Here is a 22,635-nt window from a genome sequence, read left to right on the forward strand (position 1 = left end):
CCAGCACCGCGATCTGAGGAGAGATCAACCCCTCTCATTGCCATCACTGCAGTGCGAACAGCAGCACATCGCTGTTTTCGCTGTGGCTTTGCAGGATCTTGAGATCGGACGATGATCCCTTGAATCCCAGACCGTCGCCTTTGTGCAAGCGGATGCTTGCTGCCGATGGTCGCGTCAGCTCAATCTCGCCCTCAATCATCTGGATCCAACCGCGTTCGATGGATTGGGCAGGCCACTGCAGTTCCTGATCAGCACTGGGCTGAGCGCGCCAAACGCTCACTGGTCGTTCGATCGCCATCACCGAAGGGTCGTTCGGGGCCAGCAGGGGTGTCCAGGTGCTGGATCCGATGCTGAATGTTCGCTGTTCGTAGGCCGGTGAGAGTCCTTCTGCGCTGGGCTCGATCCAGATCTGCAGCAGTCGGCAGGCCTCGTGACCTTCATTCATCTCGGAGTGAACGATGCCGGTGCCGGCACTCATGCGCTGAACATCGCCTGCGTTGATCACGCCGCTGTTGCCCATCGAATCCCGATGGTTCAACTGGCCCTGGATCATCACCGTGATGATTTCCATATCGCGATGCGGGTGCATGCCGAAGCCCCGACCTGCAGCAATCGTGTCGTCGTTGATCACTCGCAGGGGGCCAAAGCCCATCCAGTCAGGGGAGTAGTGGCCTGCGAAGGAGAAGCTGTGCCAGGACTCGAGCCAGTCGTGGTGGCTGTGGAAGCGTTCTTCGGCGCGGCGCAGCAGCACATCGGGGATGCGATCGGCTGGAGGTGAAACCGGTTCACGCATGGGGGGAATGAAGGAATCGATCGCTCAGAGGCTCAGTGGTGCCATCTGCATCAGCCGGTTCAGCAGATCCTGCAGGGAGCTGTCCTGGGGAGGACGGTTCTGGTTGCCTGCCAGGGTGCGGCCTACAACCTGGGCACCGAGATGGGTGAGCTGGGTGCGCAGCACCATCAGCAGTTCGATGCCAGGGCCTCCGGAAAAGCTAGCCATGGCCACGGGACGACCGTTGAACAGGGAACGGAAATCGTCCCCCTGCACCGACAGCCAGGCAATGGCGCTGGTGAGTACCGGGGGAATGGACCCGTTGTATTCGGGGGCGCAGATCACCCAGCGCGGGGCTCCCATCAGTTGCTCATGCAGGGGACGCACACCATCGGGGATGCCTGCTTCCTTCACCCGTGGGGTGAACAGCGGCAGATCCAGGGTGGTGAGGTCCAGCAGGTCAGCGGACTTGCCTTGCGCTTTGGCTTCGTCGACAAAACGCTGCGCCAGCTTGAGGTTCTCGCCATTGCTGGCGGCGATCACCAGAACGTCTGGGTTGCTGGCGGTGCTCATGACCGGATGATCCGTTGAAAACACTGCATTTTGTCGGGTTTTGCCAAGGCCTGCCCGATGTCATCCAGCCAGGCTCAGTAGTTGGCGCCACTACGGCGATGGTGCACGGCTGTGTTGGCTTCACTGTCAAACAGGCCCCCATGGAGAACTTCCGCATACACAAGCCAGTGATCGCCGCATTCCATCCGTTGCTTCACCTCGCCTTCCATCCAGGCCAGGGCCTCAGGTAGCAGTGGTTGCTCGGAGGGACTCGACTGCAGGTCCAATCCATTAAACCGGTCGGCCCCGGGTTCGAAGGGTTGGAGGAACTGCTTCATCGGCCCACTCTCCCGACCTTCCGCCAGCACGTTGAGGGCAAAGCGATCACCTTTGTGAAGCAAGGCCTCCACAGCCCGATCTTTGGCGACCGCCACGGTGATTCCCGGAGGCGCAAAGCTGGCCTGACTCACCCAGCTCGCCACCATGGCGCCACTGAGGGAGCCCTTGCGCGTCGTCAGCACGCAAAGGGAGCCCACCACGCGTCCGAGGGCCAGCACTGCCGGGTCACTGCGACTCTCACGCAGACCACCACCACCGCGCCGCTGTTGTTTGCGCTGTTCCTGGCGCAGGGAACGGCCGAAGCGCGTTCCGGTTTCTTCAAGGGTGCGCACGGTGGCCGCGTCAGGACTGAATTTGATCCGAATTGGCTCGAAGGCGAAACGAAATCCACCGTCCTTGAGCTTGGTTTCCAGGAGGTCGATTGCTTCGCCGCTCCAGCCGAAGCTGCCGAACACACCAACGGGCTTGCTGCGGTCTCCTTCAGCCAGCAGGGTGCCGAGGGCCGAGACGATCGGCGTGGGGGCGTGACCTCCCAGCGTGGGGGAGCCGATCAGCAAGCCATCGGCCGTCTGAATCGTGCGCACCAGTTCATCCGCTGGGGTGAATTCGCAGTTCAGGCTTGTAACGCGTACCCCTGTTCGGCTGACGCCCTGGGCGAGGGCATCGGCGATGGCTGCGGTGTTGCCATAGGCGCTGGCAAAGAGAAGAGCGACCGAGAGCGAGGCCTGCTGTTGGCTTTCACCCCAGCGCCGGTAGTCGTTGAACAGACTCCGCCAGCTGGTGTCGATCGCCGGTCCATGGCCTGGGGCCACGGTGCGGATGTCCAGTTCCTCAAGGCGCTCTACCAGGGCATCCACCTGGCTGGCCATCGGCGCCATCAGGCAGTCGTAGAAATGACGGCGTTCCTCTTCGGTCTCGCTGCGGTTCAACTCGGCCCATTCCGATGTACAGATGTGGGCACTGAAGAGCTTGTCGCTCATCAGCAATCCGAGGGTCTCCTCAAAGGCCAGCAGTCCACCGGGCCAGCGAGGGGTCGGGGTTGGAAGCACATGCAGCTGATGACCGTGGCTCACGGGGAGCGTCTGCTCCTGACGGATCACCTTGATCTCCGGTAGATCCGGCAGCGGTGGCTGGGGGCTCTCATCACCGGGGGCCTGTGGGCGGCGCAGGCTCCACAACTCCCGCAGCAGCTTTGCTCCTGCATTGGAGGCCACCAGTTCCAGGCCGGAATAAGCCGAGACCAGATCCCTGAGCAGAGCTACGCGGTTGGGATTCACATGACCCACCACCACCACCAGCTTGGACGCTGGATCTGGCAGAGTCTGCTGAAGTACCGGCAGAAAGACGGACGCGTAAGCCGCTCCCGGTGGGTGCACGAGAACGGCGGGTTGCGTGACTTCTGCGGTGTCCGGCCCCGCTGCAAAGAGGAAGCTGTTGGCCGTGCTTCCCCGTTCCAGGGCGTATTCCAGTTCAAACCGCGAGCGCTTGGGGCTTAGGCCGCGAAAACAGGTAAGACCCTCTGCGATCGGCAGTGTGATCATCTGTCGCTCCGCGCTGGCCGCTGCTGGAGATATGGAAGCGGTCATCAGTAGTGATTTCCTACTTTGCGGTGATGCACCGCTGTGGTGGCATCGGCATCGGCCACATTGCCTTGCTCCACCTCGGCGTAAATGATCCAGTGGTCTGGACCTTCGAGCCGCTGCTCAACCCGGCACCCCAAGTAGGCCAGTGCATCACTGAGCACCGGTCCGCCTTGGGCCTCATGCTCAAGCAGATTCACCCCTGCAAACCGATCGGCTCCGGGTGGGAAGCGCTTGAGGAAATGCCGCATTAGTTGCTGGTGATTGTCTTCGCGCAGGATGTTGAGCACAAAGCGGTCACCGACCTGCATGAGCGCTTCGATGGCCCGGTCTTTGGCCACCGCCACGGTGATCCCCGGTGGCGAGAAGCTGGCCTGACTCACCCAGCTGGCCACCATGGCGCTGCGTCGCAGGCTTTCACCCTCCCCCTGGCTGGCGGTCACCACGTAGAGCCCACCGCTGAGACGGCCCAAGGCTTTGTCTAGATCACCATCGAGACTTTTCATGGCCGCGATGGTTTTCTCCCGTGTGAGCAGTTGCCCGAGATCGGTCCCCGCTTCTTCGCAGCGTTGGTAATCCGCTCCTGAGGGGAGCTGACGGATCCGCAGGGGGGCAAAGGCGGTTTTCTGGCCCTGGGCCCTCAGCTGATCCGCCACAGCATCGATCGGCTCATCGTTGCCGCCGAAGGCGTCGTACACCCCCACCAGCTGCTTGCTGTGAAGGGCTGCCAGCAGGGTGCCAATGCTGCTCTGCAGCTCGGCATCCGGTTCTGCCGGCCAGGTGGGAACGACCACGGCTTTGGCTTCCCCAACCAGAGCTGTCAGTTCCTGGGCATCGGTCGCGCGCAGATCGACGAGCTGAACCTGGGCGTCAGCTTTGCCGATGCCATGGGCGATCGCCTGACTGAGTCGGTCGCTGAAACCGTATTGACTCACATAACAGACCGCCGCATAACTGTCGCCCTTGCTGCGCTGGCTGCTCCACTCGCGGTAGTCATTGAGCCAGTGACTGAGGTGCTGACGCAGAAGCGGTCCGTGGCCCACAGCGATGGTGTTGATCGTCGGCAGTCCATCCATGCGTTTCATCGCTTGGAGCACGCTGCGAGCGTTGGGACCCATCAGGCATTCGTAGTAGAAGCGAAAGTCCGGTGCAATCGCACCGGGGTCACTGTCGAACAGCTCCTCCGAGCAGTAATGCAAGCCGAAGGCGTCACAGGTGTAGAGGATGCCGCTGCCGTGATCAAAGGAAAAGATCGTGTCGGGCCAATGCAGGTTGGGAGCGCTGAGAAACTCGAAGCGATGCTCCACCCCGCTCTCTGGGTTCGTTCCGAGATCCAGGCTGTCGCCACTTTTTACGGCACGGGAGCGAAACGGACGGTGCACTTGATCTTTCAGGAACTGAAGCGCCACCTTCGATCCCACAATTTCGATCTCGGGATTCAGATCAAGCAGATCACCGATCAGACCGGAGTGGTCAGGCTCCGTATGGCTCACGATCAGATGATCGATGGCCTGCGGGTCGATTTGCTCCTGAAGCAGGGGAAGCCAGGTCTCCCGGAATTTGGCGTGACTGGTGTCGATCAGCGCCGTTCGCTCGCCACGCACCAGGAAGGCGTTGTAGGTGGTGCCGTTGCGAAGACCGAACTCGATGTCAAAGCGGCTGCGATCCCAGTCGAGGGAACGGATGGCTGTGCAGTCCGATGCGATGGTCTGGCACTGAAGGCTCAGACGTCCGGCGACGGCCTGGGTGGAGGCAGCCATGGCGGCAAACACGACGGTTCTCGACTGTAAGAACTCCAGGTTGGAAGATGGCAAGCAGTGCGATTTGCTGTCATGACCTCTAGCGCCGCTGCCGCGATCTCGGGATTGCGGCGCAGCATCGGTCCCGGGATCCTGCTTGCGGGGGCCTGCATCGGCGGATCCCACCTGATGTCGTCCACCACGGCAGGAGCCCGCTTCGGTTTTGCTCTGGTCGGTCTCATCCTGATCACGAACCTGATCAAGTACCCCTTCCTCAGGGTGGGCAGTCGGTTCACCGCCGCGACCGGGCTGTCGCTGTTGGAGGGATTTCAGCAGCGCAACAGGACTTATCTGCCGGTGTATCTGCTGGTGAGTCTGTTCACCGGTACGTTCACGATCGCCGCGGTGAGTTTTGTTGCCGGGCTGTTGCTCACCAATGTGCCTGTCCTGGCCCAGGTCAATCCCTTTGCTTTGGCGATCGCCGTGCTCGCCGCCAGCGGTTTGATCCTGTTCATGGGCAAGTACAGGGCTCTCGATCGGCTCTCCAAGTTGCTGGTGGCTCTGCTCACCCTGCTCACGGGAGTGGCGGCCTTGTCTCTGTTACTGCGTGGTCCTGCTGGGGATGTGGCGTCCAGTTGGTTAGCGGCCGATCCGTCGCCCTGGCAGATGGCAGATCTCGGTTTTCTGATACCCCTGATGGGCTGGATGCCAGGACCTGTCGAGATGTGCGTGTGGCCTTCGCTCTGGATGTTTTCCCGGGCTCGTGACAGCCAGCACACCGCTTCGCTGCAGGAAGCAGAAGCGGATTTCAATCTCGGCTACGGCATCACGGTGCTCACGGCAGTCTTTTTCGTGATCCTGGGTGCATACACCATGTATGGAAGCGGCGACGGCCTCTTCCAGGGCAGTGGCGTTGCTTTTGCTCAGAACCTCATCCGTCTGTACACCGAGGCCATGGGTTCCTGGGCGGCCTGGATCATCATTCCAGCCGCTTTCGCTGCCATGTTCAGCACCACGCTCACCTGCCTGGATGCCTATCCCCGCAGCATCTCAGCGATTCAGGGGCTCTTGCTGGGTGTGGACCGTGGCGATGCGGCTCCCGGCCCCCAGAGTCGACGTATCGGTACCTGGATTCTGATGCATTTGCTGGCCGCTCTGGCGGCGCTGCTGTGGGCCTACAGCGGTGGCATCGGTGTGAAGGATTTTGTGTTCGGGGCGATGACGGGCAGCTTTCTCACGGCTCCGGTGTTCGCCTGGATGGCTATGGACACCATGAACTCTGAGCTTGTGGCACCAGACCACCGCGATGGTCCGTTGATGCGCGGCCTCAGTTGGTTTGGATTGGTGTTTCTGATCGGTTTCAGCCTGCTCTTTCTCGGTTGGTCCCTGACGCGCTGAGACCCCAAAAAACCCCCATCAGCCGATGGGGGTTGGGATTTCTCGTTCTCATGCCTCTACCGCAGGCATCCACTTCAGGCGTCCACTTCAAGCGTCCACTGCCACCGTCACGCTGGTGTGGCTTTGGGCCTTGGCGGCGGTGATCTCCAGCACGCCATCCCGGTAACTGGCCTGAACGGCATCCCGGTTCAGCCCTTGGCTGAAGCGGAAGCTGCGGCTCCAGGTGCCGTAGCGGAACTCGCTCAGCCGGGCGGTGTCCTCGCTTGGGCTCTCTTCAGACGCATTGTTGCTGTCGGGACGACGGCGTTCGGCACTGACGCTGAGCGTGCGATCGGTGGCCTTCACGTCGATCGATTCGCGGCTCACTCCAGGCAGCTCAAGGCGAATGGTGTAGTGATCGGCTGTTTCGTGGATCTCTGCTGCTGGAACACGCTCGGCCTGCGACAGCTGCTGGTCCAGCCGTTCAAAAAGATCAAATGGTGATTGACGAAGGGTGATCATGAGTGACTCCTCAGGAACGGTATGTGGTGGGTGTTTGAATCACCCGCACAGACAATCTGCGTGTAGTTGATCAATCTGATCAGGGTGAGAACCGTCTTTTTTTGTACGGTCTCAACCACCCAGTTCGGTCGTCACAACTGGGATGTCGGGTGAACCGAACAGTGGGTGCGCTGATTACAGCCACCACCAACTGGAGAAAGCAGCCGCCTGTCCACAACGACGACCTTCCTCATCCCAGAGCGTCCAGATCCGGGCGTTGCGGATCATGAATTGACGCCCGTGTCGATCGATACGGATACCGGAATAGGTATGGATTGCATCGTGGGCGAGGGCCTGCTTGAGAGAAGCCGCCCGTTCCCGTCGTTCCGACTGCGCTGCGGTCAGGCGCGAGGGCATGCCGATCATCTGCAGCCAGGTGCGTTTCCAGAGCTTCAGTGCGGTGGCGTTGGCGTAGATCAGGGCTGGGTCAGCCGTGTTGTCGTGGGCCAGCACGGCCATGCTGCTGTTGAACAGCTCCTGTGCGCTCAGGCGCCGCGATGTTCCCTGTCGGTCGCTGGCCAGCAGTGGGCTGTCGAAGGCGCGCCGATGGGAGAGCAAAAGAATCGTCACGAGACCCTGGATCTCCAGGGTCTGCCAGGGGCTGGTTTCAGCCACCTGCTGTCATGGCTTCCACCATGGCCTGTTGCGCAAGCGCCTGTCCTTGGTCCCGTAGATGGGTCAGGAACCGAGGCCGCGCCTCTGGAAAGCGCGGTTCCTCAGCGAGAGGGAGATCCCCCGCCGCATCCAGGCCAGTGTCGCCCTCCATTGCCGGTGTGATCACCACAAGATCACCGTCAAGGCTGGCGTCATAGCGCCACCAGAGCGTGGGATCGAGGACAGCAGGGTGGGGAGGAGGCGGTGTGTCGGCCGTTGGGGTTGTGGCCTCCTTGGTTGAACCTTCGCTGTCGAGCTCATCGCTGGCCAGCCTGGTGTTGAGCGCTTGCAGCCGATGCTCGGCCAGGTCCTCCAGCAACTTGGCCCGCGTGCGACCCCGCAACTGGAAGAGCACGAATGGATCCTCGCTGAACCGCTCCCCCATCAGGAAATACACAGCACTGATGTGTTTGCAGGGATTGGCTTTGTCGGGGCAGCTGCACTCGCTGCGCACCTCTTGAAGCTTGAAGGGAAACAGTCGCCGGCCGCTGGCTGCAAAGGCACGCTCGATGTCGGAAGGCATGATGCCGGCCAGCAGCTGGGCGGACCAACGGGCCTTCTGGGTCAGCGCCTCCAGCACGTATCCCCAGTCCTCGTCGCTGAGCACGTCCAGCCAGAGCTTCACCTTGTAGGGGTCTTCGCCGGTGCCCTGCACCCTGGCGTGCACCCGTCGCCCCTCGAAGCGGATCGAGGTCACATGCCCCTCTCGGGCATAGGCCCAAGCACGCTCCAGTCGTTTCTTGAAGCGGTAGGAGTTGATCAGCTCCATCCACTGTTCCACCCACCAGGGCTGCTGACCGAGGCCGTCGTCCCCTAGGGAGGTGTTAATGCCGTTTCCGTTGGGAGTGATGGTCATGGGTTGCGTGTTTCGTTGTCCTCGAGGCTCACCAGCTCCTTGAGTTGGCCCATGTCGAAGCCACCGAGCCACTCCTCGCCGGAGCCCACGATGTCTTCCGCCAGTCTGGACTTCTCCCGGATCATCCGGTCGATCTTCTCTTCCACTGAGCCACTGGTGATGAACTTATGCACCATCACCCGATTGGTCTGGCCAATCCGGTAAGCACGGTCAGTGGCCTGGTTTTCAACTGCAGGATTCCACCAGCGGTCGATGTGGAACACGTGGCTGGCCCGGGTCAGGTTCAATCCCACACCGCCGGCTTTGAGGGACAACAGGAACAGCTGGGGGCCGCGCGGGTCTTCCTGGAAGCGATCCACCATGGCCTGACGTTCTCCTTTGCTAGTGCTGCCGCTCAGGAACGGCACCTCGCTGCGCCAGCGGCGTTGCAGGTAGCCCTGCAGCAGATGCCCCCATTCCGCGAACTGGGTGAACAGCAGGGCTCGATCCCCCGCTGCAATCACCTCTTCGAGAATCTCTTCGAGCCGCTGCAGCTTCACCGATCGCTGCAGGAAGTCGTCGCCTGCCACCTCTTCCTTTAAGGCCAGAGCCGGGTGATTGCAGATCTGTTTGAGGCGCGTCAGCAGTCCCAGCACCTGGCCGTGACGCTTGCCTCGGGGAGCTCGGGCGATGGCATCGAGGGTGTTCTCCACGGTTTTCGCGTAAAGGGACTTCTGTTCCTTGCTCAGCCCCACCCATTCACTCAGCTCCACTTTTTCGGGGAGGTCGGAGATGATCGCCTTGTCGGTTTTCAAGCGCCGCAGAATGAATGGTCCCACCCGCGACTTGAGATCGCGAAGCGACGACATATCGCCATAGCGTTCGATCGGCATGCGGTAGCGCTGCCGGAAAAATTCCTCTTCGCCGAGCACGTTCGGATTGAGGAAATCCATCAGGGCCCAGAGCTCGCTCACTCTGTTTTCAACCGGTGTGCCAGTGAGGGCAATGCGGAACCTGGAGCCCTTGCGGGTGCGAGCCAGATCACGGGCTGCCTGGCTTTGCTTGGCCGAAGGGTTCTTGATCGCCTGAGCTTCATCGATCACGGTTCCCTGCCAGTCGAAACTTTCAAGCAGTTCACTGTCTCTTTGCAGAAGCCCGTAGCTGGTGAGCACCAGGTCAACGTCTTTCAGGGCTTTTTTCAGTGCTGCTGGGGTGGAGGGTCGTTTGGGGCCGTAGTGCTCATGCACTGTGAGCTCGGGGGTGAAGGCCGCGGCTTCCCGTTTCCAGTTGGTGAGCACGGAGGTGGGAGCCACCAGCAGCACCGGCCGTTTCAGTTCTTGTTCCATCTTCAGGTGCTGGAGGAAGGCCAGCAGCTGGATCGTCTTGCCCAGGCCCATGTCGTCGGCGAGGCAGGCTCCCTGATCGAAGCGGTGCAGGAAGGCCAGCCAGCCCAGGCCTCGTTCCTGGTAAGGGCGAAGCTGACCGCAGAAACCCTCGGGCGCAGGAAGTGGATCCGGTGCTTTCTGCTGGTGGTATTGCTCCAACACCCCTTGAAGGCGAGGGCCAGCATCAAAGGCATGAACGGGGAGGCGCATCAGCGTGTCCCCTTCGCTGGCCGTCAGGCGAAGGGCATCGTCCAGGCTCAGATCAGGATTGGCGGCACAGAATCGTTCTGCATTTTTGAGATCATTGGGCCTGAGTTCGATCCAGGCCCCCTTGTGGCGCACCAAGGGGCTGCGCTTGCCGGCCAGCCGTTCCAGCTCCCGCAGCGTCAGGGTGACGCCCCCGATCATCAGCTCCCAGTTCCAGTCGAGATTTTCCCCAAGGGTGAACCCCCGCGAGCGTTTGGGTAGTTCGGCCTTGATCGCCAGACCGAGGCGGCTGGCCAGGCCTCCCGAGAGGCTGGGAGGGAGATCCACACCAACGCCCACGTCCCGGAGCTGACGGGCGGCGGTGCGCACCAGCACGAAGGCTTCCGCCGGGGTGAGCTGCATCGCTTCCGGCGTGGCGCTATCCAGGCCCCGTTCGATTGGTTCGAACACCGTGAGAGCACGCCCCATGCCTTCGAGCAGCACCTCACCGGGATGCTCCACAGGAATCTCCCCGAGTTGAAGGCCTTCGGGTCCAGCGGCCCAGGCTGCTCCGGCCGGTACCTTCAGCGTTGGATCGGCTTCGGCCTGCAGATAGAAGCGCAGATCCCAGAGCTCTTCCCCCTCGTTCGGTGTGGCGAGTTCAAGGCAGGCCCTGGCAGCCGCCACATTGCCAGCCACTCCCTCGCGCCAGTGGTGGCTCGCCGTGGCAAGGCGTTCGGCATCTTCATCATTCAGATCGATCACCCCGGTCTCCGAACTCAGGGCGTTTTCCCAGGCGCAGAGCAGGGGGTCGAGCCCCTCGTCATCGGGATGGAAGCCCTTGCGCAGCTGGGCATCTACCAGATCCTCCAGCAATGTGGCCACCCGCAATCGACCGCTGCGGGGACGACAGCAGGCCACGGGATTGGCAGCGCGCATGGCCTCTGGGCGCAGCCTGGTGATGCGATTGCTGCGCTTTCCTGTGGGCTCTCTCCAGGGCAACGCACACGTGGCAACCAGGGGCAGACGGGCGGCAAGGTCCTCCAGGCGGCGCCGGTCTTCCTCTCGATTGAGAAGCGGGACCCAGCGGGCCCGGTGTGGATACCCCTCACCTCGGCTCAATTCCACCTGGGGCAGCCAGCGCCCCCTAGCCACAAGACTGAGGGCCCATCGCTGCATGTGACTCCACCAGCGCAACTCATCGGCCAGATCAGGGTGATGGCCTGACAGTGGAAGCTTGGCCAGCCATGCCGTGGCGGCCATCGGTTCGATCGCCAGCCCCTGCACCTGCCATGGCCACCACTCGGTGGTTTTCGGGATCGGTTCGCCGGCTTGCAGCGGCAGCCCGCACCAAGGGGGCTGCTCTTCTGATGAGGGGGTGGCGGCAGCTGAGCCACGGGGCCGCCGTGGTTTCACACTGCGGCTCGGCAGGGTGAGGCATGCGGTCGCATCGATGATTCCGTCCGGAAGCAAATCGCGCTCTGTGAGCCAGGCGCGCAGATCCTCCGCGCTCAGGGTGAACGGATGAAGGGCGGGTGTGGCCCCGGGGCCGAGGGGGTCGGCCACACGCCAGGTGTCAGCCCATACCAGCAAAGCAGCCCTTCCGGAGCTGCTGGGAGTGCGGATGGCGGGTAGCCAGGTGGCGTGCAGCAGGCTCATGGCCGCGACGCAGACAACATGCGTTGGGTTCCGTGGAGCAGGAGTGCGCTGCCGACCAGTGGCAGCCACCCCACGAAAAGATCCACTACTAATGATGCCAGGGCGCCGGAACCCCCCCAGGGAACCGCAAGGGGCATCCCAAGGCTGCGCACCCCGCAGATCGCGCCCACCAATCCAGCTTGCAGGTGGGAATCCTCTGGATCAACCCGTTCGAGATGAAAGGCGAGCAGCCCATAGAAGAGCCCGCAGCCAGTGGATCGAACAGCTTGATCCAGTCCAAAGGGGAGGCTGATCAGTCCGGCGCTGAGTCCGGCCAGCAGGGCCCAGCACACCGAGCGCCAGCGCAGGTTCGCCCGGTTCAATTCTTTGCTGCTTTCCGCGCTGCTGTCGGCCAACGTGATCGGCGGCTGAAAGGCGATCATGGCTGCTGGACCCGCTTTTCGAGCCCGAACCCGCCATGGCTGTTGCACGACCGTCGCGAACCGATGCAGCGCGTCCCCGTACGGGTGCGGAGATCCGAGAAGCGTTTCTGTCTTTTTTTGAGCAGCGCGGTCATCGGCGGATGCCCAGCGCTTCGTTGGTGCCTGAGGACCCCACGGTGCTGCTCACGATCGCGGGGATGCTGCCGTTCAAACCGATCTTCCTCGGCCAGCAGGAACGTCCAGCGCCCTGTGCCACCACCTCCCAGAAGTGCATCCGCACCAACGACATCGAGAACGTGGGGCGCACCGCTCGTCACCACACATTTTTCGAGATGCTTGGCAACTTCTCGTTTGGGGATTACTTCAAGCAGCAGGCGATTGAATGGGCTTGGGAGCTGAGCACCGAGGTGTTCGGTCTTGATCCCAAAAATCTCGTGGTGAGCGTCTTCCGAGAAGACGATGAAGCGGAGCAGATCTGGCGCGATGTGGTGGGTGTGAACCCCAAGCGGATCATCCGCATGGATGAGGAAGACAACTTCTGGGCCTCCGGTCCCACCGGACCGTGTGGGCCCTGTTCGGAGATCTACTACGACTTCAAGCCGGAACTTGGTGATGAGGGCATCGATCTCGAGGATGACGACCGCTTCATCGAGTTCTACAACCTGGTGTTCATGCAGTCGAACCGCGATGCGCAGGGGGTACTTACGCCGCTGGCCAACCGCAACATCGACACCGGCATGGGCCTGGAGCGCATGGCGCAGATCCTTCAGAAGGTTCCCAACAATTACGAAACCGATCTGATCTTCCCGTTGATTCAGGCTGCGGCTGATCGGGCCGGTGTGGACTACTACCAGCTCGACGAGAAGGGCAAAACCTCGCTCAAGGTGATCGGTGATCACAGCCGTGCGGTCACCCAGCTGATCAGCGATGGCGTCACCGCAAGCAACCTGGGCCGCGGCTACATCCTGCGGCGCCTGCTGCGCCGGGTGGTGCGCCATGGCCGGCTGCTTGGCATCGACAAGCCCTTTCTCCAGGCCATGGGTGAGGCATCGATTGCCCTGATGCAATCCGCCCACCCGCAGCTGATCGAGCGTCGTGAGGTGATCCTGGCGGAACTGCAACGGGAAGAAGCCCGTTTCCTGGAGACGCTGGAGCGTGGCGAAAAGTTGCTTGCGGATGTGCTGGCTGCCAAGCCGAAGCAGATCAGTGGTGAGCAGGCCTTTGAGCTCTACGACACCTATGGCTTCCCCCTTGAGCTCACCCAGGAAATCGCTGAAGAGCATGGCCTGGCGGTGGACCTCGCCGGCTTTGAGACGGCAATGGAGCAACAGCGCCAGCGTGCGAAAGCCGCCGCGGTGAGCATTGATCTCACCCTGCAAGATGCGATCGATCAGGTGGCTGCAGGACTGCAAGACACCGAATTCCGGGGCTACGAGCAGCTGGAACAGAGCAGCAGCATTCAGGCCCTGGTGGTGAACGGTGAGCCGGCCCAAAGCGCTTCAGCAGGCGATGCCGTTCAGGTGGTGCTGGATGTCACGCCGTTCTACGGCGAGGGTGGTGGCCAGATCGGTGATTGCGGCACCCTGGTGGCGGATGGCCAGGCCGGTGATGGCCTGATCGTGATGGTCGAGTCCGTGAGCCGCAATCGCAGTGTGTTTGTGCACAGCGGTCGTGTGGAGCGCGGTGCGCTGTCGGTGGGCGATGTGGTGCATGGCCGGGTGGATCGTGCCTGCCGTCGTCGTGCCCAGGCCAACCACACTGCCACGCACCTGCTCCAGGCTGCTTTGAAGCAGGTTGTTGATCCCGGCATCGGTCAGGCCGGCTCTCTCGTGAGTTTTGATCGCCTGCGTTTCGATTTCCATTGTCCTCGGGCGGTCACCACTGAAGAGTTGGGACGGATTGAGAGCCTTATTAATGGATGGATCGCCGATGCCCACGCGCTTGAGGTGCAGGAGATGGCGATCGAGCAAGCCAAAGCCGCCGGAGCGGTGGCGATGTTCGGTGAGAAATACGCCGATGTGGTGCGCGTCGTTGATGTGCCCGGGGTGTCGATGGAGCTCTGTGGTGGCACCCATGTGCGCAACACCGCTGAGATCGGTCTGTTCAAAATCGTGAGTGAAAGCGGGGTCGCCGCTGGAATTCGCCGGATTGAAGCTGTGGCAGGAGCAGCGGTGCTCCCTTATCTCAACGAGCGGGATGCGGTGGTGAAGCAGCTCGGTGAGCGCTTCAAAGCCCAACCCGGCGAGATCATCGAACGGGTATCGGCTTTGCAGGACGAGCTCAAGGCCACCGGCAAGGCCCTGGCTGCGGCCCAGGCCGAGTTAGCCGTAGCCAAATCAGCAGCGTTGGCCGCTCAAGCAGTCGCCGTTGGCAACTTTCAGTTGCTAGTGGAACGTCTCGATGGTGTGGATGGCTCTGGTTTGCAGGGAGCTGCGCAGAGCCTTGTTGATCAGCTCGGTGATGGTGGTGCGGTGGTGATCGGCGGTCTTCCGGACCCTGCCGATCAGGGCAAGGTGATTCTGGTGGCGGCCTTCGGGAAAGACGTAATTGCTGCCAAGCTCCAGGCCGGCAAGTTCATTGGTGGGATCGCCAAGCTCTGCGGCGGCGGCGGCGGTGGGCGTCCCAACCTGGCTCAGGCTGGTGGCAGAGATGGGGCCTCATTGGATGCGGCCCTAACAGCTGCTCGAGCAGAACTTGAGTCTGTTTTTCGGAACTGTTGATCAATTGTCAAGCTATTCATATCATCGCATCATCGTCAGTTCAAAGCTTGGTCTAATTGATGATCTTGGACAATTTGCTGGAAGTTATGCAGTCGTTAGTGCGGCCACTATCTGTTTCCGTTGGCCAAATTTGCGCGGAGGCTATTCGCAGTATTTTGACTTGTGTTTGTGACAAGAACTGCGGAGTTCTTTGTTCAAGATCATCAGACACTGCTCTTCTTTCGCTCGAATGTCACTAAGGTATCAAGGCTCAGCATGAGGTGGTGGTTGGTTTGACGACGTTTGGTGTTATCGGATTTGGCTGCTTCACTGTAAAAACAGTGGACGCTGGCATGTCGCGATTCTCGAGATAATGCAGCAACAGTAGGGGCAAGGTTCAAATTATCTGTTTAGAATATTAAATGCGGTCCGAATGTAGATATGGGCGACTTGAATAAGTTTGATCACTAAGAAGTCCTTTGCGAATTGCTACGCAGTTGTGCGCGAAAGACACACTTGCGACATCCGTAAGCACATTTAGGTTAAAGCCGGCATCCTCAAGGCTATTCTTCAAATCATTCAGTTCAGAGGAGGATAAAAATTCTCGATTTATCCAGTTTGAAAGTTGCAAAAATTGTCTGATCAAAGACTTGGAAGATTCCAGGCCATATTCAGTCGGATAGCCATAGCAAGTGCCTCTTTTCCAGTAGGAGCATTCGATGTCCTCGATGATGTACACTCCTCCGCTGTTTAAAACACCAAACAAGTTGTTAAAAGTCAACAGCTGATGTTCTGGAATATGCGATCCATCATCAATGATAAATCCGACACTCTTGTCGCACAAAAAGCTTGCGAAGCTTGCTAGCTGATCTTTTGAAGACTGATCGCATCTCATAACCTCAAAGCCATCGCCTTTGGCGACAACATTCTTGTCCACTACATAAAGGAATGCGGAGGGATAGAGCATTTTCCAAAATGGAATACTATTGCCTTTCCCGAAACCTATCTCAACTATGGAGTCGTTGCCGTCAAATTCAGACAAAAATTGCGCGTAAAATCGTTGATAACCATGTTGGGTAACTTTGTCGGTTCCTGAAGCGATGCCTGCCGCTTCAATCTCAGGCCTGGTAATCATCAAGGAAGGGTGCATCTGTATATAGTTACACTAGCCTCTCTAGTGAGGAATGCTAAGGCGAGTAGAGCCTGAAGCAATTGGAAATTCAATGTTTGGATCTTTTCAACCGCTTTTGCATCGAATGCAGTGTGAGATGAGATGGCGTGTCTCAACTGTTGGCGCGACTGTTTTTCCTTGAATGCTGCTTTAACAGCTCCTCAAAAAGAGCTTCATTCTACTTATTAGAAATCTCGATCAATGATTAGCCGTCAAGGTATTCAACGCTTCGCCTCTGCTGTTCACATAGGATGAGGAGAAGGTGATGATTTCGCCTTTATGCACTAATGAGCTGCTATTGCGCAGCAATTGTTTTATATTCTTTGGTCAAGTTTGATCGGAGTTTGTCTGTTCTCTCTTGGTTTTTATTTATGTCAAGAACTGCGGACTTGTTGGTTCAAGGCCCTCTGATCCGGCTCCTCTGCCGCTGCAGGATGCCTCAGATCGGGAGGTTGTTTGGAAGCGAATAGCATCCGACAGTGTCCCGCCAGTGGTTCCGCCTGTGAAGTAAGGGAAATCAGGGTTGCCCCCAGTCGCTCGGCAGACATACGTCAGCTGAATGGATTCAGGTTCAGGCTCAGGCTCAGGTTCAGGTTCATCTACGTCCGCGATATCTTCCTCGGGCTCTTCAACGCTGTCTTCTTCTTTGGGAAGTTTGTTGTTGGGTACAACGAGATTGTTGGCACCGCGAAGGCGTGGATATGGCGTTCTGGCTGCAATGAGCCAGTCAGAACCGAGAATGGACAGCAACGTGCGGTCCGGCAGGCCATAAAGCTGTTGATAAATGAGGTTGATCACATTGCTTTCTGGCAGCAGGTTCTGTCCACTCATGGTTTCGATGATCAGTTGCGAAAACCTTTCCTGGCTCATCATTCCCTGACTCAGCAGGACTCCGTCCGAACTGAATGTGGCCTCTTCGCCAGCTTTCAGGCGAACGATCGTGTCTGCCTCGCTGATTAGGTTATTGAAGTTTGTGTTGGCAATTGGCGTTGTGTTCGTTCTCGGTTGTGTGGGTGTAGTGCCACGGCTTCTGTTGAGTGCAATTTGCATTGGCCTGCCGGTGTTGAACTCGCTGGCCTGCCATGGCAATGGTGATGACGGTCTCTGAGGTCGACGATTCGGATCGTTCACAAACCCGTTGTTCGTCGCGAAGCGATAGCTGATTTGACCACCTACGACGGTGTCGAGGAGTTCGTCGTACTGGCCATAGGTGGAGAGTGTGACCTGATCACCGATGGGCACATTCAGGCCAATGCGACCACCTCCATAGGAATCGCCGATACCTCGAAGCACATAGGGAGACAGTGACAACGTGATGGATTGGTCACCCACATCAGCCACGGGGATGCCCACTTGGCCGATGGCGAACCCCAGATTGTTGGCGCACTGATCCAGTGGGATGCCGCCCGTGACTCCGAACTGCCAGCGTCCTTGCTGCCATAGTCCTCCCAAGGCCAACTGAGATTGGAAGCAGCCAGCCCCGTCCCAGCCGTCGTAACCGACTAACAAGGAGCTGATGCTTCGGTTATCGGGGTTAAACCATTTGTATCCCAGCTCGGTGCTTGCACCCCAAGCCCCATCAAAGTTGCTGCTGGCAGTTGAGTAGCTGTAAAGAAGATTGTTACCCATGCTCTGGCTGAGGGGTACGAATACCGAGGCATCACCGAGGATCAGCCCTGCGGCTTCACCCAATGATTCCCCAGAGCTGTTGCTTCCCCAGGCACTCGACCCAAAGCCGATCACTGGATTCAACGTCGGATACATCGAGAGGATGTCCGGCGTGTTTTCGTTTTCGGGAGTCTCAACAGCGTCCCCCACGGTGGCTTCGCCGCTCAGCACCGCCAGCTCATAACTGCCATCGTCCTTCACGCTCAGCACGTAGGTGGTGCCTCGTATTCCCAGCACTTTTGTTCCCAGACAGGTGTTTTTGGGGCCATTGATCAGAACCTGTCCGCGATCCAGACGAAAACAGTCGTCTCCGAGGCGGATCAAGCTGTTGTTCCCTAGGAAGCCGAGCGCGCGGCGATCAAACAGCACCTCCGCTCTGCTGCTGCCTGTGCTGAGCTCCTGACCACGGTCTGCGGTGTCATCAACCGTTGCTTCTCGCCGATCAATGAAGACTTCTCTGCCATCGATGATGCGACGAATCGTGGCACTGTTAAAGGATGCTGCTGAGGCTGTAACTGGCAAAAAAGTTGCCGCGAATGCAATCCCCAACAGCTTCCTGAACATGTGCATCAACCATCGGCTTCTGATTGTTGATACTGATCTCTGTCTGGTGGGGTGTCCTCCCGAGTGTCAGTTATGAGTGCGAACACTCGTTGATCATGCTGGCCACGGATCGGAAATGTCCCTAGTTCCAGCATGGGCCAGTCGTCGGGTAGTTGTTCTGCCACGGCAGAACTGATCACAATCGTCTGACCACATTGCTTGGCAATCGCTTCCAATCGGCTGGCTGTGTTCACTGCATCGCCGATCACGGTGTAGTCCATACGACTGGCGCAGCCGATGTTGCCACTCACAACCCAGCCGTAGCTGAGGACCACAACCTGATTCCAGGGTTGTTGCCCTTCAGCAATCCAGGCACGATTGAGATCAGCGAGTCTTTCCTGCAGTGCGATCGCTGTTTTGACTGCAGCCAGCACGTTCGAGCGGCGCGTTTTCTGCAGTGGTGCTCCAAACACGGCGAGCACCGCATCTCCGATGAATTTGTCGACCGTGCCTTCTTCTGAGTGCACAGCATCCACCACCTCGCTGAAATAGGTATTAAGACGATCGACAAGCTGTTTCACCTTGCCCTGTTCGGTCATCGCCTGGGTGAACGCCGTGAATCCACGGATGTCGCTCATCAGGATCACCACATCCATTAATTTCCCGCCTAACAGTTGATCCGCCTCCTCGGGCTGATCGGCGATTTCTGCGGCGACTGCGGGAGAGAGATAACGACCCAGTGTTCGTCGCAGCCTTCGTCGTTGCCATTGCAGACGAACTGTTGCGTCGGTGCTGGAGACAATGCCTGTCAGCGCCAAGCTGCCTGCGGGGCCCAGAACAGGAAGCAACAAACCACCCCACACGATCAGCCCTGCGCCCGCCATCACGAGGATCCCCGAGGCTGCCAAGAGCAATCCAAGGCGAGGGAGGGGGCGTTCCAGGCGTGATGCTGCAATGCCTGCAAAGAGCACAATCATCGCCACCAATAGATTCCAGCCCGGTGGCGCAGGCACCCAGCGAAGAGATCGATTTTCAAGGCGGTTGGCGACTTCCGTGGCATGCAATTCCACGCCAGGCATGCCTTGTGCACCTGAGAAGACGGCTGGATGGAGGTCTTGAAACACAGCTGCCGTCGGTCCCACGAGAACCGTGGTATCGGTGATCAGGCCACTGCTCTTGATCGCGGTGAAGGCGTTCGCGTCGAGAATTTCCCAGATCGAGAGTGTTGGAATCGTTCCAGGAGGTCCATAGGGATCCAACAGGTCGGATGGCCTGGCCTTGAGGTCGACCTCGGCGTCCTGCCGCTTGAGCAACGCCACCGCGAGCCCGTCCGGTACGGCTGAGCCCAAGTGCTGGCGCATCTCCACAGCGCTGTTTCCAGGTCGCTTCCTGATCACTCCGTCCCCATCAGGAGATCCATTGAGCAGGCCTCGGTTCAGTGGCTTGCTCGCTAATTGAAGGCTCGGCGTGAGATCCAACATGGACATGCCTGCCACGGGGCCGCGGCTGCTCAGCACTTGCACGCCCAGGACCACCCGGTCGCGATGGCGCCGTAAGGCCTTGGCAAACGCTGCATCGTCGGCCGTCCCATGGCTGCTGGGTGCTTCGAACAGAAGATCAAAGCCAACTGTGGAGGCACCCGCTTCGAACAGACGGTTCAGCACCCTCGCGTGCACGCTTCTGGGCCAGGGCCATTGGTTCAGGCGTTGAAGTAGAGGGTCTTCGCTGAGGTCGGCGTTGGCCGCTTGCTGGAGGCTGAAGTCATCGATGGCCACGATCACCACATCGTTTGGTGCGCTCCGAGGGCCACGGGTCTCCTGAACCCAGCCGGCAAAGCGCAGGTCTATGCGGCTCAACCAATCCCGGCCGAACCCTCCGGCAGTCGCGACCAATCCACTGAGCAGTAGCGTCGCGCCATGACGGCGAATCCAACGGAGATGGCTTGGCCCTTTCACGGCGTTTCCGATGCCTTCGCTAGTCCTTTCAACCGTCGTGCTGCGCTGAAGAGGGCTGGATTACAGCCGCGCTCTAGTTCATTGCAGCAGCGTTCCAGGGCGGAGGAATGCTGTTGATCCAAAGCCTCCAGAGCTTCCAGGATCAAGGTCAGGTGCCTGTTTGTTTGACGGCAGCGGCTGCTGCTTAGGGCCAGCAGTTCCATGACCAGGTCACTGTCGTAGATCGCAGCCTGCAGCAGATCATTTGACTGCACCACCAGGATCTCGGCCGGACCGCGACTCACCGTGACGGTCGCGCTGTGGTGTTGATCGCCGATCAACGCCATTTCACCCACCAACTCATCGGGACCGATGCGTGCGATCACCTGAGGCGTGCCACCTGCTTCGCAGCGCTCAACTTGCAATTCCCCGGTTCGCACCAGCAGCACCCGTTCGGCCGGAGCGTCCTGTTTGATCACCACATCGCCCACCGCTGCCACGAGCGTTTGATGGTTGAGCGTGGCGAGATGGGTGCCAAGAAGCATCCGCAGACGATCACGCATCAGGCTGAGCTGTCGGTTCTCGCTCTCCATGCGTGGCGGTGGAGCCGTTCCCGGCATGCTGGCCGCTTTTGGCTGATCAGGCATCGCGCCTATTGCCGTAGCGTTACGAATCGACGTTGCTTGATAGCAATCACCCTTACAGATCTATTGATCTCGCTGGTGCTGGCGCACCTCGTTTGCGATTTCACTCTTCAGTCTGATCGGATGGCGCTCGAGAAAGTGCCGGGGAACGATGTCACCCTCAATTGGCGCTGGTGGCTGATTGCTCATTCCGCTACCCATGGCTTGGCCGTTGCCCTGATCACGGGCATTCCTTTGTTGGGACTGGCTGAGCTGATTTTGCACGCCATCATTGATTGGCTGAAGTCCTGTCTTCGCTTCTCCCTTGCCTGCGACCAGGCTCTGCATTTCGCCTGCAAGCTTGTCTGGGCCTCTCTGGTCATTCTGCTCTGAATTATGTCCGCGCTCACGCCTGAGGATCTCGGGGCCATGCCCCTGTTCGCTGAGCTGGTCGAAGAACAGTGCATTCTCCTGCTGGATCGGCATCGGGAGACCAGCCACCAGGTGGATCAGGTGATCGTGATGGAACAGGACTGGGGTGAGTCGTTGTTCTTGATTCGTGACGGGGTGGCCAAGGTGCGCACCTACACCGCCGATGGTGATGAGGTGATCATGTCGCTTCTAGGTCCAGGCGATGTGTTCGGCGAAATGGCCGCTCTCGATGGAGCTTCGCGTTCGGCCGATGTGGTGTCGCTCACGCCGTTGCATCTGCTCAAGATGCGGTCGGCGCCTTTTGCGTCTTTGCTCGGACAGCAGGCCTCGTTTGCTCTCGCATTGGCGCGATTAGAGGCGTCTCGTCTGCGTGATCTCAATCAGCGCTTTGCGCTTCAGAGTGCCGATGCCACCACCCGCCTGCTTGATGCCTTGGCTTATCTCGCCCGCAAAAGTTCGGCTGGGCAGGACCCGCAAGGTGAGATCCCGCCACTGGCCCAACGGGAGATTGCTCTGCTGGCTGGACTGGCCAGGGAGACGGCCTCCCGCACTCTGAGCAAGCTGCGCAATCGTGGCACTGTGGTTGAAGCGGATGGGCGGCTTCGTATCGCTGATCTGCAGCCATTGATTAAACGTGGATTGCTGCCTGGATGAGACTTCAGGCCTGTCGGTAGGTGCTCTGTTGCAGCTCATATGAAGCGTTCAATGTCGAGACAGGCCTTCAATGGCGGGCCTCAGCTCGACAAGTGTCAAAGCGCAGACCAGTTCCTCGATATCACGACCGAGTGGATGATGCAGGCGATTGCCAATGTGTGGATCAGAATGTGAGAGGAAAGTGAGGATGTTTCAAGCAAAAAGGGGGGCAAAGCCCCCCTTTTGAAGTGTATGGATTGAGAGTTGGTAAGGATTACCAGAGTCCAACTTCGCTGCGGACATTGGTTCTGACGTTATTGGTTCTCTGGTTGTTCCAGCGCTGGTTGTTGGTGTGCTGATTGCTGTAGCGCTGATTGTTCCAGCGTTGGTTGTTGGTGTGGCGGTTGTAGCGTTGATTCTGGTTGAAGGCGTTGTTGTAGCGGCGGTTGTCGTAGCGGCGATTGTCTTGATTGTAAGAACCGACGGCAGAGCCGTTGTAGGAGCCAACGGTGTTTCCAGAGTTGTATGTGTTTCCAGAGTTGATGCCACCGACGGAGTTTCCGTGACCGCAGATGGTGCCTGTACCAGAGCATCCACTGCCAGCATTTTGTGCGAGGCCTGCCATGGGTGAGCCGGCGAGCCCGAGTGTGGAGAGAGCGACGGCGAGAGCGATTGATTTAATCATGATGGAGCTGTTGTGAGGAGAAAGTCATCAGGGCTCGTTGTCCTGATGTTTTCAGTGTGTTTGTTTTAGATGTGTATTCTTGTGATTTGAGTTGTGTTGATGAGTGATGTTGGTCACAGGTTGTAAGGCAATAAAAAAGTCCTCCTTGTGTGGGAAGGAGGACGTGTTGTTGTCTGAGCTGAGGTG

At 59.3% G+C, this 22,635-nt stretch carries 18 protein-coding genes; 4 read left to right on the top strand and 14 right to left on the bottom strand.

Annotation, left to right across the window (positions count from 1 at the left end; genetic code table 11):
• Nucleotides 1-43: 43 nt before the first annotated feature.
• The 4 genes from WH7805_RS09460 to WH7805_RS09475 form a co-directional block, all read right to left on the bottom strand.
• Nucleotides 44-793 (bottom strand): pirin-like bicupin family protein, encoded by a 750-nt coding sequence (locus WH7805_RS09460; protein ID WP_006042847.1) that lies wholly within the window; start codon nt 791-793, stop codon nt 44-46.
• A gap of 24 nt (nt 794-817) precedes the next feature.
• The gene (locus WH7805_RS09465; RefSeq protein WP_006042848.1) at nt 818-1,345 is read right to left on the bottom strand and encodes an NAD(P)H-dependent oxidoreductase; all 528 of its coding nucleotides are present in this window, start codon (nt 1,343-1,345) and stop codon (nt 818-820) included.
• Between the two features lie 74 nt (nt 1,346-1,419).
• Nucleotides 1,420-3,249, bottom strand: a complete 1,830-nt coding sequence (locus WH7805_RS09470) for a diflavin flavoprotein (protein ID WP_038004620.1) — start codon at nt 3,247-3,249, stop codon at nt 1,420-1,422.
• Nucleotides 3,249-5,003, bottom strand: a complete 1,755-nt coding sequence (locus tag WH7805_RS09475; protein WP_006042850.1) for a diflavin flavoprotein — start codon at nt 5,001-5,003, stop codon at nt 3,249-3,251. Before WH7805_RS09475 ends, WH7805_RS09470 begins: the two co-directional genes overlap by 1 nt.
• A 72-nt stretch (nt 5,004-5,075) precedes the next feature.
• Here WH7805_RS09475 and WH7805_RS09480 point away from each other — a divergent pair, with 72 nt between their 5' ends.
• The gene (locus tag WH7805_RS09480) at nt 5,076-6,380 is read left to right on the top strand and encodes an NRAMP family divalent metal transporter (protein ID WP_006042851.1); all 1,305 of its coding nucleotides are present in this window, start codon (nt 5,076-5,078) and stop codon (nt 6,378-6,380) included.
• 87 nt (nt 6,381-6,467) lie between these two features.
• On the opposite strand, the gene WH7805_RS09485 is transcribed toward WH7805_RS09480, so the two are convergent.
• From WH7805_RS09485 to WH7805_RS09505, 5 genes are all read right to left on the bottom strand, one after another.
• Nucleotides 6,468-6,881: an Hsp20/alpha crystallin family protein gene (locus tag WH7805_RS09485; protein WP_006042852.1), complete on the bottom strand. Its 414-nt coding sequence runs from the start codon at nt 6,879-6,881 to the stop codon at nt 6,468-6,470.
• Nucleotides 6,882-7,055: 174 nt separating this feature from the next.
• On the bottom strand, nt 7,056-7,535 hold the full coding sequence (locus WH7805_RS09490) for an MEKHLA domain-containing protein (protein WP_006042853.1): 480 nt from the start codon (nt 7,533-7,535) through the stop codon (nt 7,056-7,058).
• Nucleotides 7,528-8,430, bottom strand: a complete 903-nt coding sequence (locus tag WH7805_RS09495) for an SWIM zinc finger family protein (protein ID WP_006042854.1) — start codon at nt 8,428-8,430, stop codon at nt 7,528-7,530. The genes WH7805_RS09490 and WH7805_RS09495 overlap by 8 nt, the downstream gene beginning before the upstream one ends.
• A complete protein-coding gene (locus WH7805_RS09500) occupies nt 8,427-11,639 on the bottom strand; it encodes a DEAD/DEAH box helicase (RefSeq protein WP_006042855.1) in 3,213 nt (1,070 codons plus the stop codon). Before WH7805_RS09500 ends, WH7805_RS09495 begins: the two co-directional genes overlap by 4 nt.
• A complete protein-coding gene (locus tag WH7805_RS09505; RefSeq protein ID WP_006042856.1) occupies nt 11,636-12,061 on the bottom strand; it encodes a hypothetical protein in 426 nt (141 codons plus the stop codon). The genes WH7805_RS09500 and WH7805_RS09505 overlap by 4 nt, the downstream gene beginning before the upstream one ends.
• Nucleotides 12,062-12,096: 35 nt before the next feature.
• Here WH7805_RS09505 and alaS point away from each other — a divergent pair, with 35 nt between their 5' ends.
• Nucleotides 12,097-14,781, top strand: a complete 2,685-nt coding sequence (gene alaS, locus WH7805_RS09510) for an alanine--tRNA ligase (protein WP_006042857.1) — start codon at nt 12,097-12,099, stop codon at nt 14,779-14,781.
• 397 nt (nt 14,782-15,178) lie between these two features.
• Here the strand turns inward: alaS and WH7805_RS09515 are convergent, their stop codons facing one another.
• The 4 genes from WH7805_RS09515 to WH7805_RS09530 all read right to left on the bottom strand — a co-directional run bounded on the left by WH7805_RS09515 (nt 15,179) and on the right by WH7805_RS09530 (nt 20,723).
• Nucleotides 15,179-15,895 (bottom strand): hypothetical protein, encoded by a 717-nt coding sequence (locus WH7805_RS09515; protein ID WP_156783660.1) that lies wholly within the window; start codon nt 15,893-15,895, stop codon nt 15,179-15,181.
• Nucleotides 15,896-16,300: 405 nt separating this feature from the next.
• Entirely contained in the window at nt 16,301-18,163 is a 1,863-nt protein-coding gene (locus tag WH7805_RS09520; protein WP_006042859.1) for a hypothetical protein, read from the bottom strand.
• Nucleotides 18,164-18,168: 5 nt separating this feature from the next.
• Nucleotides 18,169-20,097: a CHASE2 domain-containing protein gene (locus tag WH7805_RS09525; protein WP_006042860.1), complete on the bottom strand. Its 1,929-nt coding sequence runs from the start codon at nt 20,095-20,097 to the stop codon at nt 18,169-18,171.
• Nucleotides 20,094-20,723, bottom strand: a complete 630-nt coding sequence (locus WH7805_RS09530; protein WP_006042861.1) for a cyclic nucleotide-binding domain-containing protein — start codon at nt 20,721-20,723, stop codon at nt 20,094-20,096. Before WH7805_RS09530 ends, WH7805_RS09525 begins: the two co-directional genes overlap by 4 nt.
• Here WH7805_RS09530 and WH7805_RS15110 point away from each other — a divergent pair.
• Nucleotides 20,604-21,092: a DUF3307 domain-containing protein gene (locus tag WH7805_RS15110; RefSeq protein ID WP_198005748.1), complete on the top strand. Its 489-nt coding sequence runs from the start codon at nt 20,604-20,606 to the stop codon at nt 21,090-21,092. The two genes, WH7805_RS09530 and WH7805_RS15110, sit on opposite strands and share 120 nt — an antisense overlap.
• Before the next feature lie 3 nt (nt 21,093-21,095).
• Entirely contained in the window at nt 21,096-21,785 is a 690-nt protein-coding gene (locus WH7805_RS09540; RefSeq protein WP_006042863.1) for a Crp/Fnr family transcriptional regulator, read from the top strand.
• A gap of 253 nt (nt 21,786-22,038) precedes the next feature.
• On the opposite strand, the gene WH7805_RS09545 is transcribed toward WH7805_RS09540, so the two are convergent.
• On the bottom strand, nt 22,039-22,449 hold the full coding sequence (locus WH7805_RS09545; RefSeq protein WP_006042865.1) for a hypothetical protein: 411 nt from the start codon (nt 22,447-22,449) through the stop codon (nt 22,039-22,041).
• Between the last annotated feature and the right edge of the window lie 186 nt (nt 22,450-22,635).

The sequence above is a fragment of the Synechococcus sp. WH 7805 genome, from assembly GCF_000153285.1.
In the GTDB taxonomy this organism is placed as follows: Bacteria; Cyanobacteriota; Cyanobacteriia; order PCC-6307; family Cyanobiaceae; genus Synechococcus_C.

Bases quoted from the DNA above. Each gene is read 5' to 3' on its own strand.
- WH7805_RS09460 (WP_006042847.1), bottom strand. From the start codon at position 793: ATGCGTGAACCGGTTTCACCTCCAGCCGATCGCATCCCCGATGTGCTG.
- WH7805_RS09465 (WP_006042848.1), bottom strand. From the start codon at position 1,345: ATGAGCACCGCCAGCAACCCAGACGTTCTGGTGATCGCCGCCAGCAAT.
- WH7805_RS09470 (WP_038004620.1), bottom strand. From the start codon at position 3,249: ATGACCGCTTCCATATCTCCAGCAGCGGCCAGCGCGGAGCGACAGATG.
- WH7805_RS09475 (WP_006042850.1), bottom strand. From the start codon at position 5,003: ATGGCTGCCTCCACCCAGGCCGTCGCCGGACGTCTGAGCCTTCAGTGC.
- WH7805_RS09480 (WP_006042851.1), top strand. From the start codon at position 5,076: ATGACCTCTAGCGCCGCTGCCGCGATCTCGGGATTGCGGCGCAGCATC.
- WH7805_RS09485 (WP_006042852.1), bottom strand. From the start codon at position 6,881: ATGATCACCCTTCGTCAATCACCATTTGATCTTTTTGAACGGCTGGAC.
- WH7805_RS09495 (WP_006042854.1), bottom strand. From the start codon at position 8,430: ATGACCATCACTCCCAACGGAAACGGCATTAACACCTCCCTAGGGGAC.
- WH7805_RS09500 (WP_006042855.1), bottom strand. From the start codon at position 11,639: ATGAGCCTGCTGCACGCCACCTGGCTACCCGCCATCCGCACTCCCAGC.
- WH7805_RS09505 (WP_006042856.1), bottom strand. From the start codon at position 12,061: ATGATCGCCTTTCAGCCGCCGATCACGTTGGCCGACAGCAGCGCGGAA.
- alaS (WP_006042857.1), top strand. From the start codon at position 12,097: ATGGCTGTTGCACGACCGTCGCGAACCGATGCAGCGCGTCCCCGTACG.
- WH7805_RS09515 (WP_156783660.1), bottom strand. From the start codon at position 15,895: ATGATTACCAGGCCTGAGATTGAAGCGGCAGGCATCGCTTCAGGAACC.
- WH7805_RS09520 (WP_006042859.1), bottom strand. From the start codon at position 18,163: ATGTTCAGGAAGCTGTTGGGGATTGCATTCGCGGCAACTTTTTTGCCA.
- WH7805_RS15110 (WP_198005748.1), top strand. From the start codon at position 20,604: ATGGGTGCCAAGAAGCATCCGCAGACGATCACGCATCAGGCTGAGCTG.
- WH7805_RS09530 (WP_006042861.1), bottom strand. From the start codon at position 20,723: ATGCCTGATCAGCCAAAAGCGGCCAGCATGCCGGGAACGGCTCCACCG.
- WH7805_RS09540 (WP_006042863.1), top strand. From the start codon at position 21,096: ATGTCCGCGCTCACGCCTGAGGATCTCGGGGCCATGCCCCTGTTCGCT.
- WH7805_RS09545 (WP_006042865.1), bottom strand. From the start codon at position 22,449: ATGATTAAATCAATCGCTCTCGCCGTCGCTCTCTCCACACTCGGGCTC.